This window comes from Streptomyces fulvorobeus (genome assembly GCF_013167895.1).
Taxonomy (GTDB): domain Bacteria; phylum Actinomycetota; class Actinomycetes; order Streptomycetales; family Streptomycetaceae; genus Streptomyces; species Streptomyces fulvorobeus.
In genome coordinates this window covers 1,387,667-1,407,434 of sequence record NZ_BLWC01000001.1, presented here as the reverse complement: position 1 = coordinate 1,407,434, position 19,768 = coordinate 1,387,667, and the positions used below count along the sequence as shown (strand labels likewise).

Below are 19,768 nucleotides of genomic sequence, written 5' to 3'. Positions count from 1 at the left end.
CGGAGTGCTCATACGGCATCGATCTCGCCGCGGTAGGGCATGGACGTGGAGGCGCCGGGTCTCTGTACGCAGAGCGCGGCGGCCGATGAGGCCCAGGCCAGCGCCTCGGGTACGGGCCTGCCCTCGCCGAGTGCCACGGCCAGGGTGCCCACGAAGGTGTCCCCGGCGCCCGTCGTGTCGACGGCGGTGACCTCGGGCGCGGGGAAGAGGACGGGCTCGCCGCCCCGCCCCGCGTACAGGCAGCCCCTCGCCCCGAGGGTGATGACGACCTCGGGGACGTGCCGCAGGAGCACCGCCGCCGCGGCCCGCGGATCACCCACCCCGGTGAGCGCCGCTGCCTCGTGTTCGTTGGGGACCAGTACGCCGACGCAGTCGAGGAGTTCGTCCGGGAGGAGCTGGACGGGCGAGGGGGTGAGGATCGTGCGTACGCCCTGCGCCCGGGCCGCTTGGGCGCCCTCGACCACCGCGGGCAGCGGCAGTTCGAGCTGGAGGAGCAGCAGGTCCGCGGCGGCGATGGCGGCGGTCTCGCCGGGGCCGAGCGTGGTCATGGTGGCGTTGGCGCCGGGGATCACGACGATCGCGTTGCCGCCCTCGTCGTCCACGACGATGTGCGCGGTGCCGCTGGGGCCCTGCGCGGTGCGCAGGAGATCGGTGCGGACCCCCGAGTGCTCCAGGCCGGCCCGGAGCGTGACCCCGTACGCGTCGTCGCCGACCGCGCCGATCATCACCACCTCGGCGCCCGCCCGTGCGGCGGCGACGGCCTGGTTGGCTCCCTTGCCGCCGGGAATCGTCCGGAACTCCCGGCCGGTCACGGTCTCACCGCGCCCGGGGGCGCGTGCGACGTAGGCGACCAGGTCCATGTTGGTGCTGCCGAGCACCGCGATACCGGTCATGGGCGCAGTACCTCCTGGTAGGTCAGATCAGCGAGCGTGTCGAAGCCGGGGGAGTCGAACCCCGGTACGGAGGTGGTCAGGCGGTTCTTCAGCGGGGCGGTCCAGTGGGCGGGGAGCGCGGTGGGCCGCCCGGCCAGCAGGCCCGCGAGCGAACCGGCCGTGGCACCGTTCGAGTCGGTGTCCCAGCCCCCGGAGACCGCGCACCCGATGGAGCGCCCGAAGTCCCCGTCGGCGTGGGTGAGGGCCGCGGCCAGCAGTGCGGCGTTGGGCAGCACGTGCACCCAGTGGTGGGTCTCCGCGTAGACGGCGTGGAGCCGGTCGACGACCCGGTCGAAGTCCGTCTCGGCGCGGGCCGCCTCGATGCCCAGGCGCACCGCGCCCGCGTACCGGGAACGGGGCGGCACCACCCGCAGTCCCACGGCCAGACAGCCGTGCACGTCGGTCTCGCCCCCGGCCGCCTCGGCGAGGGCGGCGGCCGTGAACATCGCCCCGTACACCCCGTTGGCGGTGTGGGTGAGCACGGCGTCCCGGTGCGCCTGCGCGGCGGCCGCGGACGGGTCGCCCGGATGGGTCCAGCCGTGCACGTCGGCGCGGATCTGCGCGCCGATCCACTCACGGAACGGGTTGCGGTACCGGGCGGTGTCCGGTGGTTCCACGCCGTCGAGCAGGTTGCGGTACGCGATCCGCTCGGCGGTGAAGACCCGGCCCGCCGGGAGCTCGTCGAGCCAGAGGCGGCCCAGGTCGGCGGTGGTGAAGGAGCGTCCGTGGCGTTGCAGCAGCAGAAGGGTGAGCAGGGGGTGGTCGAGGTCGTCGTCCTCGGGCATGCCGTCGACGTTCTCGGCGAGCGAGGTGGAGGCGGACCTGCGGTTCCAGGGGTGGGCGGCCAGCAGCCCGGCCGGCACCCCCTTCGCGGTGAACCAGGTGCTGAGCGGCCAGTTCCCGGCGGCGGAGGCCAGGGCCCGGATACCGGCGAGCGGCAGCTTCTCGACGGGCTTGCCGAGCAGGCAGCCCGCGGCGCGGCCGAGCCAGGCGGCGTGCAGCCGGTCGGGTTCGACGAGGGTGTGCCCGGCCTGGGGGGCCGGCCAGCGCGGGCAGGCCGCCCGGATCGCGTCGAGCCCGGTCGGTTCGTCATCGGCCAAGGGTGAGGCCAGTGCGGCCAGTTCGTCGAGCAGCCGTCCGGCCAGGGCGCGCAGACGGGGCGCGGCGGGCGTCCCCGACGCACCGGCGCGCTCGGGGGCGGGGGCGCCGCCCGCCTCGTACCAGCGGCGCTCGACGTCCTCCGCGTCCCGGCCGTCCTGGGCCGCCTGGCGCAGCTCGTGTCCGACCAGGTCCTCGGGCTGCACCCAGGTCAGGCGCACGTTCACCGGGAGCCGGCCAGGGTCGCGAAGGCCGACTCGTGCGCGCGGCGCCGTGCGGTGTCCCGTACGAAGATCTCCCGGGCGACCTCGGTCAGGGTCCTGGCGGGGGCGTGCAGGTCGAGGCGGCTGGCCTCGGCGACCGTCTTCACCCAGGTGGCGGGGACGGACCGCTCGCCGTGGAGCGCGCCCGCCAGCGCGCCGCTCATCGTGGCGATGGAGTCGCTGTCGCGGCCGTAGTTGACCGAGCCGAGGACCGCGTGCCGGTAGTCGCCTTCCGCCACGAGCAGCATGCCGAGCGCGATCGGCAGCTCCTCGACGGAGTGCAGCCGGGAGGGGCGGCGGGCGCCGAGGGAGGGGGCGCGGTAGTCCGGGCCCACCGTGTCGAAGGGGGCGACCGCGTTCCGCAGGGGGATCAGCGCCGACTCGAAGTCGCGGTGTCCTGCGGCGGCTTCGCAGACCGCCTCGATCGCCGCGCGGGTGCCGTCCTTGGCGAGCGCCAGGCAGGCGTCGACCACCGTGGACGGGGTGGCGCCCGGGGCGCAGGCTGCGGCGACGGCCGCCGCGAAGACTCCGGCCGCCTCCCGCCCGTACGAGGACTGGTGCGCGCCCGCGATGTCCAGCGCCTCGGCGTACGCGGCCTGCGGGTGGGCGGCGTTGACCAGCCCGGCGGGTGCCATGTACATCGCCGCCCCGCAGTTGACGATGTTTCCCGAGCCCGCTTCGCGCGGGTCGACGTGCCCGTAGTGCAGCCGCGCAACGATCCACTTCTCGGCGAGGAAGATCCGCTGGAGGGGGAGCGCCTCGGCCTCCAGCTCCGGAATCCAGCGGGGGTTGGAGATCAGGTCCGGCACGAGGTGGTCCGCGACGGAGTACGCGTCGAGGTGGTCGCGCACGGTGGCATAGACCCGTACCAGCGCGTGGGTCATCAGGGTGTCGTCGGTGATGTGCCCGTCGCCCTTGTGGTACGGGGCGATGGGGCGGGCGGTCCGCCAGTCCTCGCCGTGCCAGGGGCCCACGATGCCGTCGATCCGGCCGCCGTGGCGTTCGGTGATCTGCTGGGGGGTCCAGCCCTCGACCGGGCCGCCGAGCGCGTCGCCTACCGCGGCACCGACGAGCGCGCCGGTGATCCGTTCATCGAGGGTCAGGGTGCCGGGTGCGGTGGATGCCGTGGATGTCATGGATGCCGTGAATGCCGTGGGCGTCATGTCGGAATTGTCCACCCGGAGTGGCTGGTTCCGTGTCTGCCAGGAGCCCGGCGAGTTCGATCAAGTCGGTACCCGCGAAACGGGGGAGCGCGCACCCCGCGAGCGTGCGGCACGCCTCCCGCCAGCCCGCGGGCACGGTGGCGCTCCCGCCGAGCGCGCCGGTCAGCGCCCCAACCAGGGCGGGGGCGGAGTCGGCGACCCGCGAGAGGCAGGCGGCCGAAGGCACCGCCTGCGCCAGCTCGCCCCGGGCCGCGGTGGCCAGGGCGAGGGCGACCGGCACGGTCTCGGCGGCGGCGATCCCGTAGCTGTAGACGTGGTCGACGATCTGGTGCTCCAGGACGGGGACCAGGGCGAACGCGCCCGCCGGCTCATCCGCGAACTCCCGGGCGAGCCGTACGGCGTGCGCGGCGTTGCGGGCGATCTCGGTGCCCTCGGGGAGCTGGGTGAGTGCCGCGTCCACCGCGCTGTCGACACCGCCCCCCGCGAGCGCCACGGAGATCGCGGCGGCGACGGCACGGGCGCCGTGCACCCCGTCGCCGTCCTGCGTGTAGCGGGCGTCGAACTCGGCGAGCGCGGCCGCGGCGTCGGGATCGCCCGGATGGACGACCGCGAGCACGGCGGCGCGTACGCAGGCGGCGTCGTCGAAGTAGTGCGGGTTGTCGTGCCCGGTGGCGGGCGGACGTAGACCCGCGGCGAGATTGCCGAGCCCGGCCCGCACCGAGATCCGGGCCCGCAGAGGCAGCACGGCGGCCTCCACCTCCGGCGCACGGGCACCCGCCTCGGCGACCTTCGCGGCCAGGGCGTTCCAGGCGCGGTCGACGGCATCGCGTGTCCGGCGCCCGCCGCACTGCCCGAGCCCCTGGCCGGCCGAGGCGGCCAGCACCGTACGGGCCGCGAAGGCGGCCCACTCGGCGTCGTCGGAGGGGCCCAGCCTGAGGGGTTCGGGCGGCTGGTTCAGGGCGATCGGGACGGGCAGCGTGGTGGTGGCGTTCCGCTCGGCGAAGGTGTCGAGCTCGCGGGTCAGCCGCCGCGTCCACTCCGGCATCCGGGCCGCCCGGTGCCGCGCGGCGGGCCAGCCCGCCGCGTCCCCGGCGGCCAGTCCGAGCAGCAGCCCCTCGATACGGGCGCGCCGCCCGGGCGCGCTCCTGGCGCGCCCCACGTCCGCGGTCACCGGCCCGGGGGAAGCCGTGGGCCGGGCCGTCGTCATCGTGCCACCCGCTGTCCGCCGGTGAGCCGGGCCGCGCCGGAGGGCGGGGGCGCCGGGCCGTCCGCCTCGTCCGGCGTCAGCAGCTCCGCGATGTCCAGCACGTGGTACCCCCGCATCGAGGGCAGGCAGCTGCCGCGTACCGGACCGATCGCCGCGCCCCACTCCCGGGGGATCGCCGACGCCCCGTTCAGCGCCCCCGCGAGGGCCCCGGCCACCGCGGCGGTGGTGTCCGCGTCGCGCCCCATGTTGACGGCCGTCAGCACCGACGCACGGAAGTCGCCGCGCGCCGCGGTGAACGCGCCGAAGGCCAGCCCCACCGCCTCGGGCGCCAGGTCCGTCCACGGATACCCGCCGATCACCACCGCGGAGCGCACGGCGCGCTCCGTCGTCAGCCGGTCGGAGTAGGACCGCCGCGCGGCCGACACCGCACGCCGCAGCGACCGCGCCGTCCAGGAGTCCATCGGTACGACGGACAGGGCGGCGGCGATCACCGACGCCGGCCCCGCCCCCACCATCGCGGCGGCCACCCCGGCCGCGACCGCCTGCCCGCCGTAGATGCCCTCCCCGTCGTGGCTCACCCGGCCGTCCACCGCCACCAGCCGGGCCGCCTCCGAGGGGCGGCCCGCCGCGTAGACCCCGAACGGCGCCGCCCGCATCGCGAGACCGTCGCTCCAGGCGTGCCGGTGCTGTGCCGAGATCGGGGCGGCCAGACCCCGGCGCAGATTCTCCAGGGTGCCGCGTTCACTGAATCCGGCCCCCCGGAACGGCCCCTCGTCCAGATCGGCGATCCAGTGGTGCCAGGCGCGCTCCACATGCGAGACGGTCAGCGCGGAGCCGTGCCTGGCGAGCAGCAGCCCGGAGAAGATCGCGTACTCCGTGTCGTCCGTGCCCGCCGGGTCCTCGCTCACGAAGCCCTCGATCCGGCCCCAGCGGCGGCGGATCTCCGAGGGGCGCAGGTTCTCCGCCGGAGCGCCCAGCGCGTCGCCCACCGCCAGACCGAGCAGCGCGCCACGGGCCCGCTCACCCCGTACCGGCGCGGGGCGGGCGGGCCCGCTGACGTCCGCCCCCGTACGCGCCGGGGTGTCCTCGGCGCCCACACCCCCCTGCGGCCCGTCCGCACCGCCCGCAATCAGCTCCATCGCCTCGACCCTTCCCTCGTCACCCGGCCGTCCGCCACCGGTGCGGCCACCCGCGGCCACCTGAGCGATCTGTCCCACGCGCGGGCCCGGGCGAGGCCGCCCGGGGCGACAAAAGGGCCACACGGATGACAGGGCGGACCCCCCGCCCAGGGCTGCTCCGAGCCGCCCCCAGGAGGAGGTAAGTACGGCCTTCCTTGCTGGCGGGAGACGTTTTCCGTGCGTACTTTCGACTGTGTCGGCAGGGGCGGGGACGAAGGGCCCTTGCCTCGGGAGAAGGGAAGAGCTGTGTCCATCATCGAGACCGACGCCGTCCTGCACGAGGCGCACCGCGACAACCACACCCACCGCGATGTGAACGGTGGCTGGCTGCGTCCGGCGGTGTTCGGTGCGATGGACGGGCTGGTCTCCAACCTCGCCCTGATGACCGGGGTGGCGGGCGGCTCCGTCTCGCAGCAGACCATCGTGATCACCGGTCTGGCGGGCCTGGCCGCGGGCGCGTTCTCCATGGCGGCAGGCGAGTACACCTCCGTCGCCTCGCAGCGCGAGCTCGTCGAAGCCGAACTCGACGTCGAGCGGCGGGAGTTGCGCAAGCACCCCAAGGACGAGCTGGCGGAGCTCGCGGCGCTCTACACCTCCCGCGGAGTCGAGCCCGGGCTGGCCCACGAAGTCGCCAGGCAGCTGTCCAGGGACCCCGAGCAGGCGCTGGAGATCCATGCCCGCGAGGAGCTCGGGATCGACCCGGGCGACCTGCCGTCGCCGCTGGTCGCCGCGGTCTCCTCCTTCGGCGCCTTCGCGCTCGGCGCGCTGCTGCCCGTGCTGCCCTTCCTGCTCGGCGCCACCGCCCTGTGGCCCGCCGTCCTGCTCGCCCTGACCGGCCTCTTCGGCTGCGGAGCCGTGGTCGCCAGGGTGACCGCCCGCAGCTGGTGGTCGAGCGGTCTGCGCCAGCTCCTGCTCGGCGGCACCGCGGCGGCCCTCACCTACGGACTCGGCACGGCCTTCGGGGTGGCGGTCGGCGGCTGAGGCGGTGTGACGTACGTCGTGCCGCGCCTCACTGGGCGGAACGAGCCGCCACGACGTAAAATCAGCCTCTATACAGGACTACACGTAAGTAGCTGTTACCCAGCGGTTTCATTTAGCTGACCACTGGGGAAGAGGCTCAGACACACGTGGGCAACGACGCCCGCTCTCCGCGGCCTCCCCCGGGTACCGGCCGACTGCGGTGCGCCCCGACTGCGAGCCACCCACGCCGCGCTCACCGTGGCGTCCGCATGCTGGAACGGACTTTCCGCTTTTTGAGAAGCGTTCCATCATGTAACCTGCACGAAATTTCGCAGAGGGCCAACGTCGTCCCTCGGCACTGCATATGCCACGACGACGACGGGAGAGCCGATGCGCATCCACGCCTGGTCGCCCATGGACGGTCGCCCCGCCCAGCAGGGGATGTACGACCCCCGTAACGAGCACGACGCCTGTGGCGTCGGGTTCGTGGCCACTCTGACCGGTGTGGCCAGCCATGAGCTGGTCGAGCAGGCGCTGACCGTACTGCGCAACCTCGAACACCGCGGCGCCACAGGTTCCGAGCCCGACTCCGGTGACGGCGCCGGCATCCTGCTCCAGGTCCCGGACGCCTTCCTGCGCGATGAGGTCACCTTCGACCTCCCCGAGGCCGGCTCCTACGCCGTCGGAATCGCCTTCCTGCCCGCGGACGACTCCTCCGAATCCGTCCGCACGATCGAGGAGATCGCCGCCGAAGAGGGCCTCACGGTCCTGGGCTGGCGCCACGTCCCGGTCGCCCCGGACCTCCTGGGCAACGGGGCCCGCTTCACCATGCCCGAGTTCCGCCAGCTCTTCGTCGCCGACGGCACGAGCACAGGTGTCGTCCTCGACCGCAAGGCGTTCGTGCTGCGCAAGCGCGCCGAGCGCGAGGCCGGGGTCTACTTCCCCTCGCTCTCCGCGCGCACGATCGTCTACAAGGGCATGCTCACCACCGGCCAGCTGGAGCCGTTCTTCCCGGACCTCTCCGACCGCCGCTTCGCCACCGCCGTCGCGCTCGTCCACTCGCGCTTCTCCACCAACACCTTCCCGAGCTGGCCGCTCGCACACCCCTACCGCTTCGTCGCGCACAACGGCGAGATCAACACCGTCAAGGGCAACCGCAACTGGATGAAGGCCCGCGAGTCCCAGCTCGCCTCCAGCCTCTTCAGCGGCGAGACCCTGGACCGGATCTTCCCCGTCTGCACCCCGGACGCCTCCGACTCGGCCTCCTTCGACGAGGTCCTGGAACTGCTCCACCTCGGCGGCCGCTCGCTGCCGCACTCGGTGCTGATGATGGTCCCCGAGGCATGGGAGAACCACGCCTCGATGGAGCCCGCACGCCGCGCCTTCTACCAGTACCACGCCACGATGATGGAGCCCTGGGACGGTCCGGCCTGCGTCACCTTCACCGACGGCACCCAGGTCGGCGCGGTCCTCGACCGCAACGGTCTGCGCCCCGGCCGCTACTGGGTCACCGACGACGGCCTCGTCGTCCTCTCCTCCGAGGTCGGCGTCCTGGACATCGACCCCGCCAAGGTCGTCCGCAAGGGCCGCCTCCAGCCCGGCAAGATGTTCCTCGTCGACACCGCCGAGCACCGCATCGTCGAGGACGACGAGATCAAGGCGTCCCTCGCCGCCGAGCAGCCCTACCAGGAGTGGCTGGAGACCGGCGAGATCGAGCTCTCCGACCTCCCCGAGCGCGAGCACATCGTGCACACCCACGCCTCGGTCACCCGCCGCCAGCAGACCTTCGGCTACACCGAGGAAGAGCTCCGCGTCATCCTCGCGCCGATGGCCCGCACCGCGGGCGAACCGCTCGGCTCCATGGGCACGGACTCGCCGATCGCCGCCCTCTCCGAGCGCCCCCGGCTGCTCTTCGACTACTTCACCCAGCTCTTCGCCCAGGTCACCAACCCGCCGCTGGACGCCATCCGCGAGGAGCTCGTCACCTCGCTGCGCTCCACGCTCGGCCCGCAGGGCAACCTCCTGGAGCCGACCGCCGCCGCGTGCCGCAGCGTCGCGCTGCCCTTCCCGGTGATCGACAACGACGAGCTGGCCAAGCTCATCCACATCAACGCGGACGGCGACATGCCGGGCCTGAAGGCGGCCACGCTCTCCGGGCTCTACCGGGTCAGCGGCGGCGGCGACGCCCTCGCCGCCCGGATCGAGGCGATCTGCAACGAGGTCGACGCCGCCATAGAGAGCGGCGCCCGCCTGGTCGTCCTCTCCGACCGGCACTCCGACGCCGAACACGCGCCGATCCCCTCCCTGCTCCTCACCTCGGCCGTCCACCACCACCTCATCCGCACCAAGCAGCGCACCCAGGTGGGGCTGCTGGTCGAGGCCGGCGACGTCCGCGAGGTCCACCACGTCGCCCTCCTGATCGGTTACGGCGCCGCCGCGGTCAACCCGTACCTGGCGATGGAGTCCGTCGAGGACCTCGGCCGCGCCGGTACGTTCATCGAGGGCATCGAGGCCGAGCAGGCCATCCGGAACCTGATCTACGCGCTCGGCAAGGGCGTCCTGAAGGTCATGTCCAAGATGGGCATCTCGACCGTCGCCTCCTACCGCGGCGCCCAGGTCTTCGAGGCCGTCGGCCTGGACGAGGCGTTCGTCGCGAAGTACTTCAACGGCACCGCGACCAAGATCGGCGGCGCCGGCCTGGAGGTCGTCGCCAAGGAGGTCGCCGCCCGGCACACCAAGGCGTACCCCGCCTCCGGCATCGCGGCCTCGCACCGCGCGCTGGAGATCGGCGGCGAGTACCAGTGGCGCCGGGAGGGCGAACCCCACCTGTTCGACCCGGAGACGGTCTTCCGCCTCCAGCACGCCACCCGCAACCGCCGGTACGACATCTTCAAGCAGTACACGGGCCGGGTGAACGAGCAGTCCGAGCGCCTCATGACGCTCCGCGGCCTGTTCAACTTCGCACCGGGCCGCGAGCCGGTCCCGGTCGACGAGGTCGAGCCCGTCTCCGAGATCGTCAAGCGCTTCTCGACCGGAGCCATGTCCTACGGCTCGATCTCCGGCGAGGCGCACGAGACCCTCGCCATCGCCATGAACCAGCTGGGCGGCAAGTCCAACACCGGTGAGGGCGGCGAGGACGCGGACCGCCTGTACGACCCGGCACGCCGCTCCTCCATCAAGCAGGTCGCCTCCGGCCGCTTCGGAGTGACCAGCGAGTACCTGGTCAACGCGGACGACATCCAGATCAAGATGGCGCAGGGCGCCAAGCCAGGCGAGGGCGGCCAGCTGCCCGGCCACAAGGTCTACCCGTGGGTCGCCAGGACCCGGCACTCCACCCCGGGCGTCGGCCTGATCTCCCCGCCGCCGCACCACGACATCTACTCCATCGAGGACCTGGCCCAGCTGATCCACGACCTCAAGAACGCCAACCCGGCGGCCCGCATCCACGTGAAGCTGGTCTCCGAGGTCGGTGTCGGCACGGTCGCCGCTGGTGTCTCCAAGGCACACGCGGACGTCGTCCTCATCTCCGGCCACGACGGCGGCACGGGCGCCTCCCCGCTCACCTCGCTCAAGCACGCGGGCGGCCCCTGGGAGCTCGGCCTCGCCGAGACCCAGCAGACCCTTCTCCTCAACGGCCTGCGCGACCGCATCGTCGTCCAGACCGACGGACAGCTCAAGACCGGCCGCGACGTCGTCATCGCCGCGCTGCTGGGCGCCGAGGAGTTCGGCTTCGCGACCGCGCCGCTCGTCGTCTCCGGCTGCGTCATGATGCGCGTCTGCCACCTGGACACCTGTCCGGTCGGCATCGCCACCCAGAACCCCGTCCTGCGCGAGCGGTTCTCCGGCAAAGCCGAGTACATCGTCAACTTCTTCGAGTTCATCGCCGAGGAGGTCCGCGAGATCCTCGCCGAGCTCGGCTTCCGTTCGATCGAGGAGGCAGTCGGCCACGCCGAACTCCTCGACACCGACCGGGCCGTCACCCACTGGAAGGCGCAGGGCCTCGACCTCAAGCCCCTCTTCCACGTGCCGGCACTGCCCGAGGGCGCGGTCCGCCACCAGGTCGTCGAGCAGGACCACGGCCTCACCAAGGCACTCGACAACGAACTGATCAAGCTCGCCGCCGACGCGCTCGGTGCCGAGAGCGCCGAAGCGGCCCAGCCCGTCCGGGCGCAGATCGCCATCCGCAACATCAACCGGACGGTCGGCACCATGCTCGGCCACGAGGTCACCAAGAAGTTCGGCGGTGCGGGCCTGCCCGAGAACACCATCGACGTGACCTTCACCGGTTCCGCCGGCCAGTCCTTCGGCGCCTTCGTCCCCCGCGGCGTCACGCTGCGCCTTGAGGGCGACGCCAACGACTACGTCGGCAAGGGCCTCTCCGGCGGGCGCGTCATCGTCCGCCCGGACCGCGGCGCCGACCACCTCGCCGAGTACTCCACCATCGCGGGCAACACCATCGCCTACGGTGCGACCAGCGGCGAACTGTTCCTGCGCGGCCGGACCGGGGAGCGGTTCTGCGTCCGCAACTCCGGCGCGACGGTCGTCTCCGAGGGCGTGGGCGACCACGGCTGCGAGTACATGACCGGTGGTTACGCCGTCGTGCTCGGCGAGACCGGACGCAACTTCGCCGCGGGCATGTCCGGCGGCGTCGCGTACGTCATCGACCTGGACCGCGACAACGTCAACATCGGCAACCTCGGCGCCATCGAGACACTCGACGACACCGACAAGCAGTGGCTGCACGACGTGGTGCGCCGCCACCAGGAGGAGACCGGTTCCACGGTCGCCGAGAAGCTGCTCGCCGAGTGGGACCGCTCCGACGGCGGTGCCTCCAGGTTCAGCAAGATCATCCCGTCCGCCTACAAGGCAGTGCTCGCCGCCAAGGACGCCGCCGAGCTCGCCGGTCTCTCCGAGCAGGAGACCACCGAGAAGATGATGGAGGCGGCGACCAATGGCTGACCCCAAGGGCTTCCTGACCACCGGCCGCGAGGTCGCCGAGACCCGCCCCGTCGGCGAACGGCTCAAGGACTGGAACGAGGTCTACGTTCCGGGCTCGCTGCTCCCGATCATCAGCAAGCAGGCCGGCCGCTGCATGGACTGCGGCATCCCGTTCTGCCACAACGGCTGCCCGCTCGGAAACCTCATCCCCGAGTGGAACGACTACGCCTACCGCGAGGACTGGACGGCCGCGTCCGAGCGCCTCCACGCCACGAACAACTTCCCGGAGTTCACGGGCCGCCTGTGCCCCGCTCCGTGCGAGTCGGCGTGTGTGCTCGGCATCAACCAGCCGGCCGTCACCATCAAGAACGTCGAGGTCTCCATCATCGACAAGGCGTGGGACCGGGGCGACGTCACCCCGCAGCCGCCCGAGCGCCTCTCCGGCAAGACCGTGGCCGTCATCGGCTCAGGCCCCGCCGGTCTGGCCGCCGCCCAGCAGCTGACCCGGGCCGGCCACACGGTCGTCGTCTACGAGCGCGCCGACCGCATCGGCGGCCTGCTCCGTTACGGCATCCCCGAGTTCAAGATGGAGAAGTCGCACATCAACCGCCGCATCGAGCAGATGCGCGCGGAAGGCACCAAGTTCCGTACGGAGGTGGAGATCGGCAAGGACATCGACGCCGCCAAGCTCCGGCGCCGCTACGACTCGGTCGTCATCGCCGCGGGCGCCACCGTCTCCCGCGACCTGCCCGTCCCGGGCCGTGAGCTGAACGGCGTGCACTTCGCGATGGAGTACCTGCCGCTCGCCAACAAGGTGCGGGAGGGCGACCTGACGGTCTCCCCGATCTCCGCCGAGGGCAAGCACGTCGTCGTCATCGGCGGCGGCGACACCGGCGCCGACTGCGTCGGCACCGCCCACCGGCAGGGCGCGGCCTCCGTCACCCAGCTGGAGATCATGCCGAAGCCGGGCGAGGACCGGAACGCCAACCAGCCGTGGCCGACCTTCCCGATGCTCTACAAGGTCACCTCCGCGCACGAGGAGGGCGGCGAGCGGGTCTACTCCGTCTCGACCACCCACTTCGAGGGCGACGAGAACGGCGACGTCCAGGCACTCCACCTGGTCGAGGTGGAGTTCAAGGGCGGTAAGCTGGAGCAGAAGCCCGGGACCGAGCGGCGCATCCCCGCCCAGCTCGTCACCCTGGCCATGGGCTTCACCGGAACCGACCAGGCCAACGGCCTCGTCCACCAGTTCGGCCTCGACCTCGACGAGCGGGGTAACGTGGCACGGGACGGGGAGTACGCGACCAACGTCGACGGCGTGTTCGTCGCCGGAGACGCGGGCCGAGGCCAGTCACTGATCGTCTGGGCCATCGCCGAGGGCCGCTCCGCGGCACGCGGTGTGGACCGGTACCTGACCGGGACCAGCGCACTGCCGGCCCCGATCCGCCCGACGGACCGTTCACTGACGGTCTGATCGCGGCACACAAAAGACGTCCCGTACAACGGCGTACGGAACTGAACGCGGCGCCTGCCCTGTCCCCGACCGGACTCTGGTGGGCGCCGTGGCGCGTCCCGGGGGCGTCGGGCACCGTGCGGCAGCGAGGCGGCCGGGCGGAGCGGGGGTCCCGGCGTGACCTACTCTCAGACGTCGGCAGACCGCAGAACGGAGACCGCCATGACCGGCCCGCCCACACCCCCAGGCCCGGCCATGCGGTCCATCGGCTCCGGCAACAAGCGGAGCTCCCGGTTCGACTCCCTGCGCGCACTCGACGACCCCGCCGTACCCGCCAGGCGCCCGGTGGACAACGCGGGCTCCTTCCGCGCGGGAGACGATCCGCGGCAGGTGCCCGACGCGGAACCGTACGACCGGCTTGCCGGAGAGTTCCCGCACTGGCTGACGGCGGCCACGGCGCGGGGGAGCGTCCGATGACGCCGCGTGTACTGCGGGCGGCCGGCCGCCCGCCCGTGCCCTGGAGGAACGGCGGGGGAGTCACCCGGGAGATCGCCGTATGGCCCGAGGACGCCGGCTCGGATGCCTTCGACTGGCGGATCAGCCTGGCGGACGTCGCCGATGACGGGCCCTTCTCCGTTTTCCCGGGGGTCGACCGCACCCTGACCGTCGTCGGGGGCGAGGGCATGGACCTGCTGGTGGGCGGGGAACACCACATCGTGGACGAGCCCCTCTGGCCGTACGACTTCCCCGGCGACCGGGAGACCGTCGGCCACCTCCTCGGCGGCCCGGTCGTCAACGTCAACGTGATGTACCGCCGATCCCGTACGCGGGCGGCGACCGCGGTCGTCCGCGGCACGGTCCTGCTGATGCCACCGGCCGGCGGCGCGGTCCTCGCCCTGGCCCTGGAGGACGGCGCGGCCGTGGACGGCACCGGGATCGAGCTGGACCGCTACGACGCGGTCCTGTCCACGGACGGGTCCCCGGGCGTGCTCAGGACGATGGGCTCCGCCCTGGTCGTCACCCTCGCACCGGTGAGCCGCTACGCCCCCGGCACCCCGTAGGGCGTCCGCCCCGGTGACGCTCGGGAAACCGGACAGAAGATGTCGGGTATCCCGTGTTCCCTGGTCTCATGACATCGAGTTCGTGGGCAGATTTCAGGACGGCGGAACCGGCGTTCGCCGAGACCGTGCGAAAGCGCTTCCAGCTGTACCGGCACCATGTCCTGGCGACCCTCCGCAAGGACGGCTCGCCCCGGGTCACCGGCCTGGAGGTGGACTTCCGCTACGACGAGCTGCTGCTCGGCATGATGCCGAACTCGCGCAAGGCGCTGGACCTGCGGCGCGACCCCAGGTTCGCGGTGCAGGCCAACCCGGGAGCCGGCGCGGAGATGGCGGACGGCGATGTCCGGATCTCCGGGCGCGCGGCCGAGGTGACCGACCCGGCGACGCTGGCGCGGTTCATCGAGGACGCGAGCCCGCCGGTGCCGTTCCACCTGTTCCGTACGGAGCTGACCGAGGTGGTCCACACGGGCCTGGAGGGCGGTGACACCCTGGTGGTACGGGTGTGGCGCCCGGGGCACCCCCTGCGCACGGTCCGCCGGACCAACGACGGGTGAGAGCGCAGCCCCCTGGGAGCCGCACCGACGATCATCGGGCGGCTCCGTGGGGGGCGCCTTCCCGCGTTCCCCGCCGCTCGATGTGGCGTGATCCACAAGGACTCCCGCAGAGCGAGATGACGTGCTACGGTGGTCCAGTTGCAGTTTTGGTACCCATGAACTTTATGTGCGCCTGACGGGAATGCTTCCTCAGGCGCTTTATTGTTTTCCGGCTTTCTCCGGGTGGGGCTCAATGCGGCGACTTGGAATTCGTAAAGTGCGGATTTCCGGCACTGCACCTATTTTAGGAGATCGACATGGCTACTGGAACCGTGAAGTGGTTCAACTCGGAAAAGGGCTTCGGCTTCATCGAGCAGGACGGCGGCGGCGCCGACGTCTTCGCCCACTACTCGAACATCGCCACCCAGGGCTTCCGTGAGCTCCAGGAGGGCCAGAAGGTCTCCTTCGACGTCACGCAGGGCCAGAAGGGCCCGCAGGCGGAGAACATCGTCCCGGCCTGATCGCCGGACGCGTACCTCGCGACCGGGGCCCGCACCGTGAAGGTGCGGGCCCCGGTTTGTGCTGTCTCCGGGACATCCCGCTTTGTGCTGCATCCTGGGGCGCACATCAAGCAGTCCACCAAGCAGTCCGCAGTAACCCAGGAATCCCCCAGGAGGGCAATTCCGTATGACCCGCTCCGAACGCCAGGACCGACCGGCCACCCGCACCACCCGTCCGACCCGGGGACGTGGCCCGGTCCAGGCACAGGCAACCGGCCGGGGAGCCGGCAAGGCACCGGCCAGGCGCCGTGCCCCCGCTCCCCAGGGTGAGTTCGCCCTGCCGGAATCCATGACCCCCGCCCTGCCCGCCGTCGAGGCGTTCGCCGAGCTGGACATGCCCGCAGCACTGCTCAAGACGCTCACCGCGCAGGGCGTCACCGAGCCGTTCCCCATCCAGGGCGCCACCCTGCCGAACTCGCTGGCCGGCCGGGACATCCTCGGCCGCGGCCGCACCGGTTCCGGCAAGACGCTCGCCTTCGGCCTGGCCCTGCTGGCCCGCACCGCCGGCCGCCGCGCCGAGCCGCGCGCGCCGCTGGTGATGGTCCTCGTGCCGACCCGTGAGCTCGCCCAGCAGGTCAGTGACGCCCTCACGCCGTACGCCACGGCCGTGAACCTGCGGCTCGCCACCGTCGTCGGCGGTATGTCGATCAGCAAGCAGTCCGGCACGCTGCGCCGTGGTGCCGAGGTGCTCGTCGCCACGCCGGGCCGCCTCAAGGACCTCATCGAGCGCGGCGACTGCCGTCTCGACGAGGTCGCGATCACCGTCCTCGACGAGGCCGACCAGATGGCCGACATGGGCTTCATGCCGCAGGTCGTCGCCCTGCTCAAGCAGGTCGAGCCGGACGGTCAGCGGATGCTGTTCTCCGCGACCCTGGACAAGAACATCGACCGCCTGGTGAAGATGTTCCTCACCGACCCGGTCGTGCACTCCGTCGACCCGTCGGCCGGTGCGGTCACCACCATGGAGCACCACGTGCTGCATGTCATGGACGAGACCGACAAGAAGGCCGTCGCCCTCAGGATCGCCGCCCGCCAGGGCCGCGTGATCATGTTCGTCGACACCAAGCGCGCCGCCGACCGCTTCGCCAAGCGCCTGCTCGCCAGCGGTGTCAGGGCCGCCGCCCTGCACGGCGGCCGGTCCCAGCCGCAGCGCAACCGGACGCTGGACCAGTTCAAGACCGGCGAGGTCACCGCGCTCGTGGCGACCAACGTGGCAGCCCGTGGCATCCACGTCGACGACCTCGACCTGGTCGTCAACGTGGACCCGCCCACCGATCACAAGGACTACCTCCACCGCGGCGGGCGCACGGCACGTGCCGGGGAGTCAGGCAGCGTCGTCACGCTGGTGCTGCCCGAGGAGAAGCGCGAGATGACGCGGCTGATGCAGGACGCGGGCATCGCCCCGCACACCACCCGCATCAAGTCGAGCGACGAGGAACTGGTCCGGATCACGGGGGCCCGCGAGCCCTCCGGTATCGCGATCGTCATCGAGGTTCCGCAGCAGGCCCAGCCGAAGCCGCGCACACGGTCAGCCGGCGGCGCGGCGGGCGCGACGTCCGGCGGATTCCGAGCCGGGACCCGGGGCCGCGGGCGCCGCGGTGGTGCGGGTGGTGCGGGTGGCGCCGGTGGCACCGGTGGCGAGGCGCGTACCGGTGGTGCGGGGTCCGCACGCGGTGGCGGTGAGTCCCGGGGCGCCGGGGCGGGCCGTTCCGGTGGTGCGGGCCGTGCGGCCGGAGCCGGCCGTGGTGGCTCCGCCTCGCGCGGTCGCCGGGCGGCGTAGTACGACGACGGAGCGGTGACCGGCCACCTGGTCCCGCTCCGTCCCCGCTCGCGGGGCTCGCCCCGCACACGGTCGGGCCGGACGAGCCCGTCCGGCGGGGGAGGGCGAAGGGGTCGGGCCAGGCGCCCGCCCCTTTTTCACGTATCGCACTCCAGCACCATCCGGCACACCCCGCAGCGCACCCGCACCCGCCCCCGTACCGGCATCCTCAGGCGCTGGTGGCACGTGGGGCAGCCGAACGACACCCGCAGTCCCGCACCACCGCCCTCGAACGCGTACGGGGCGGCCGGGTCCGCGACGGCTCCCGGGTGCTCGCGCGCGTACCGCCGCTCCTTCGCGTAACGGCGCCGGCCCGCCCACCCCGCCTCCGTCAGCGGCGGCTGCCGCCCGTCGCGCAGGGCCAGTTCCCGCCCCTTCGTGTACGCCGTGTACGCCTGCGGGCTGGTGAACCACGGCGAGGGGTCCTCGTCGAAGACCAGCGCCCGCTTCGCCAGGACGTATCCGAACTCCTCCGGTGTGAGATAGCCGAGCTTCTGGCTGGACGTCGCGTCCTCACGGAAGGCGTCGAGCAGCAGCCAGCCCGCCCCGAGGTACGCGGCCACCGTGTCGGTCAGGATCTCGTTGTCGCGCGTGCCGGGGAACTCCAGTCCCAGCCGGTGCAGCAGGACGTGCGTGACCTCGTGCGCCAGCGCGGCACCGATGTCCCGGCGGTGTGTGCGGAACCGGTCGTTGAGCTCGATGAAGTACTCGGGCCCCGCCGCCAGTTCGACGCTCGCGGCGTGGTCCATCCGCCGGAAGCCGACGATCATGCGCGCATCCGGCAGCCTCAGGTGCTGGACCATCGCGTGCGCCACCCGCTGGGCCCCCGCACGCGCGTCGTCCACGTCGGAGAAGGCCGCGTCGGCGGGTACCAGGCTCGTGGCGTACGCGTGCACACCGTCGCGGGAGATCCGCCGGTACAGCGCGGTGATCGCGCGCCGGACGGTGTCGATATGCGGGAACCCGTGGACCACCGGACTGCCCTCACGCACGCCGGCACCCCCATCCGTAACGCTCGGCGGAGTTCCACTGTATGCCGCCAGGCGCGCCCGCCGGCCGCCGTGCACCCGGCGGGCGTGGCTGGAAAGTATGCCTTGTGGACGCGGTGATCACTTCCCGATAATCCCCTCACGCCCTTGTCGGGTTCATGTCGAGAACTGCCTGTGGCAGGACTCCGGCTCCGGCGTGCCACCCTCCACGCACCCACGAAAGAAGGCAGTCCGTGAAGCAGCTTCTACGCGCGCTGAAAAGATGCGCCGTCATAGCCGCCGTGGCCCTCGCCACCGTCAGCCTCCAGCCCACCGCCTCCGCCGCCCCCACCCCCGTCGTCGGCGGAACCCGCGCCGCCCAGGGCGAGTTCCCCTTCATGGTCCGGCTCTCCATGGGCTGCGGCGGCGCCCTCTACGCCAAGGACATCGTCCTGACCGCCGCCCACTGCGTGAACGGCTCGGGCAGCAACACCTCCATCGTCGCCACCACGGGCGTCGTCGACCTCCAGTCGTCCTCCGCCGTCAAGGTCAGGTCGACCAAGGTCCTCAGGGCCCCCGGCTACAACGGCACGGGCAAGGACTGGGCACTGATCAAACTCGCCGCGCCCGTCAACCAGCCGACCCTGAAGATCGCCACGACCACCGCTTACAACCAGGGCACCTTCACCGTCGCCGGGTGGGGCGCCGCCACCGAGGGCGGCAGCCAGCAGCGCTACCTCCTCAAGGCCAACGTGCCCTTCGTCTCCGACGCCAACTGCCAGGCCGCGTACGGCGGCTCCCTCGTCCCCGCCGAGGAGATCTGCGCCGGATACCTCGCCACCGGTGGCGTCGACACCTGCCAGGGCGACTCCGGCGGCCCCATGTTCCGCAAGGACAACGCCGGAGCCTGGCTCCAGGTCGGCATCGTCAGCTGGGGCGACGGCTGCGCACGGGCCGGCTCCCCGGGTGTGTACACCGAGGTCTCGACCTTCGCCTCCGCCATCGCATCCGCGGCGGCCACACTCTGACCCCTCAGCCCGGTCACCACTGACCACCCCCGGGGGCGCCGGTCACACCCGCGCCCCCGGGCCCAGCTCCACCAACAGGACGCCCACGCCCCCGGTTCCGGCACCCGCACCCCGCCGGAACCGGCCGGCAGCACCGGACCGGCACGTACAGCCGGTCAGTGCAGTGTCCCGGGCGGCCGGATACCCCATTGCACACACCCATCGGCCCCCACCGGACGACACCTCTCGTTTAAGCTCCCTGACCATGACCACGAGCGACATCGACGAGTCCGTACGCGCCGAACTGAACCGGCTGCGTGAGAGCATCGACAACATCGACGCCGCAGTCGTCCACATGCTCGCCGAACGCTTCAAATGCACCCAGCAGGTCGGCCACCTCAAGGCCCAGCACCAGCTGCCGCCCGCCGACCCCGCCCGCGAAGGCCGCCAGATCGCCCGGCTGCGCCAACTCGCCGAAAGCGCGAAACTCGACCCCGCGTTCGCCGAGAAACTCCTCAACTTCGTCGTGGCCGAAGTCATCCGCCACCACGAACGGATCGCCGAGGAGTCAGCGAACGGCGACACCACCTGAACCCGGCCCCACCGGACCACCCACCCCCGCACCCAG

16 protein-coding genes are annotated in these 19,768 nt (G+C 72.3%); 10 read left to right on the top strand and 6 right to left on the bottom strand.

The features are described from left to right. Positions 1-8: 8 nt before the first annotated feature. The 5 genes from rbsK to Sfulv_RS06250 are packed head-to-tail and all read right to left on the bottom strand — an operon-like array spanning position 9 to position 5,880. Positions 9-893 carry a ribokinase gene (gene rbsK / locus Sfulv_RS06270; protein ID WP_173312534.1) on the bottom strand — a complete coding sequence of 295 codons (885 nt, stop codon included), beginning with the start codon at positions 891-893 and terminating at the stop codon, positions 9-11. Next, positions 890-2,257 (bottom strand): ADP-ribosylglycohydrolase family protein, encoded by a 1,368-nt coding sequence (locus Sfulv_RS06265; RefSeq protein ID WP_173312531.1) that lies wholly within the window; start codon positions 2,255-2,257, stop codon positions 890-892. The genes rbsK and Sfulv_RS06265 overlap by 4 nt, the downstream gene beginning before the upstream one ends. Beyond that, a complete protein-coding gene (locus Sfulv_RS06260; protein WP_173312528.1) occupies positions 2,254-3,456 on the bottom strand; it encodes an ADP-ribosylglycohydrolase family protein in 1,203 nt (400 codons plus the stop codon). The genes Sfulv_RS06265 and Sfulv_RS06260 overlap by 4 nt, the downstream gene beginning before the upstream one ends. Then, on the bottom strand, positions 3,383-4,663 hold the full coding sequence (locus Sfulv_RS06255) for an ADP-ribosylglycohydrolase family protein (protein WP_218900308.1): 1,281 nt from the start codon (positions 4,661-4,663) through the stop codon (positions 3,383-3,385). Before Sfulv_RS06255 ends, Sfulv_RS06260 begins: the two co-directional genes overlap by 74 nt. After that, on the bottom strand, positions 4,660-5,880 hold the full coding sequence (locus Sfulv_RS06250) for an ADP-ribosylglycohydrolase family protein (protein WP_256668815.1): 1,221 nt from the start codon (positions 5,878-5,880) through the stop codon (positions 4,660-4,662). The genes Sfulv_RS06255 and Sfulv_RS06250 overlap by 4 nt, the downstream gene beginning before the upstream one ends. A gap of 207 nt (positions 5,881-6,087) precedes the next feature. On the opposite strand from Sfulv_RS06250, the gene Sfulv_RS06245 reads away from it, so the two are divergent. The 8 genes from Sfulv_RS06245 (at position 6,088) to Sfulv_RS06210 (ending at position 17,126) form a co-directional block, all read left to right on the top strand. Next, positions 6,088-6,822 carry a VIT1/CCC1 transporter family protein gene (locus Sfulv_RS06245; protein ID WP_173312525.1) on the top strand — a complete coding sequence of 245 codons (735 nt, stop codon included), beginning with the start codon at positions 6,088-6,090 and terminating at the stop codon, positions 6,820-6,822. A 369-nt stretch (positions 6,823-7,191) separates the two neighbouring features. Then, the gene (gene gltB, locus Sfulv_RS06240) at positions 7,192-11,760 is read left to right on the top strand and encodes a glutamate synthase large subunit (RefSeq protein WP_173312522.1); all 4,569 of its coding nucleotides are present in this window, start codon (positions 7,192-7,194) and stop codon (positions 11,758-11,760) included. After that, complete coding sequence (locus Sfulv_RS06235) at positions 11,753-13,213, top strand: glutamate synthase subunit beta (protein WP_173312519.1); 1,461 nt, start codon at positions 11,753-11,755, stop codon at positions 13,211-13,213. The genes gltB and Sfulv_RS06235 overlap by 8 nt, the downstream gene beginning before the upstream one ends. Positions 13,214-13,414: 201 nt before the next feature. Continuing rightward, the gene (locus tag Sfulv_RS06230) at positions 13,415-13,669 is read left to right on the top strand and encodes a VWA domain-containing protein (protein WP_173312516.1); all 255 of its coding nucleotides are present in this window, start codon (positions 13,415-13,417) and stop codon (positions 13,667-13,669) included. Beyond that, on the top strand, positions 13,666-14,253 hold the full coding sequence (locus Sfulv_RS06225; RefSeq protein WP_173312513.1) for a HutD/Ves family protein: 588 nt from the start codon (positions 13,666-13,668) through the stop codon (positions 14,251-14,253). The genes Sfulv_RS06230 and Sfulv_RS06225 overlap by 4 nt, the downstream gene beginning before the upstream one ends. A gap of 68 nt (positions 14,254-14,321) precedes the next feature. Then, a complete protein-coding gene (locus Sfulv_RS06220; protein WP_173312510.1) occupies positions 14,322-14,807 on the top strand; it encodes a pyridoxamine 5'-phosphate oxidase family protein in 486 nt (161 codons plus the stop codon). A 296-nt stretch (positions 14,808-15,103) separates the two neighbouring features. Then, positions 15,104-15,307 carry a cold-shock protein gene (locus Sfulv_RS06215; RefSeq protein WP_015607926.1) on the top strand — a complete coding sequence of 68 codons (204 nt, stop codon included), beginning with the start codon at positions 15,104-15,106 and terminating at the stop codon, positions 15,305-15,307. Between the two features lie 166 nt (positions 15,308-15,473). Further along, a complete protein-coding gene (locus Sfulv_RS06210; RefSeq protein WP_173312507.1) occupies positions 15,474-17,126 on the top strand; it encodes a DEAD/DEAH box helicase in 1,653 nt (550 codons plus the stop codon). A gap of 137 nt (positions 17,127-17,263) precedes the next feature. Here the strand turns inward: Sfulv_RS06210 and Sfulv_RS06205 are convergent, their stop codons facing one another. Beyond that, the gene (locus Sfulv_RS06205) at positions 17,264-18,157 is read right to left on the bottom strand and encodes a hypothetical protein (protein ID WP_173312504.1); all 894 of its coding nucleotides are present in this window, start codon (positions 18,155-18,157) and stop codon (positions 17,264-17,266) included. A 230-nt stretch (positions 18,158-18,387) separates the two neighbouring features. Here Sfulv_RS06205 and Sfulv_RS06200 point away from each other — a divergent pair, with 230 nt between their 5' ends. Next, the gene (locus Sfulv_RS06200) at positions 18,388-19,161 is read left to right on the top strand and encodes a S1 family peptidase (protein ID WP_173312501.1); all 774 of its coding nucleotides are present in this window, start codon (positions 18,388-18,390) and stop codon (positions 19,159-19,161) included. A 244-nt stretch (positions 19,162-19,405) separates the two neighbouring features. Next, positions 19,406-19,732 (top strand): chorismate mutase, encoded by a 327-nt coding sequence (locus tag Sfulv_RS06195; protein ID WP_173312497.1) that lies wholly within the window; start codon positions 19,406-19,408, stop codon positions 19,730-19,732. Positions 19,733-19,768: the final 36 nt, after the last annotated feature.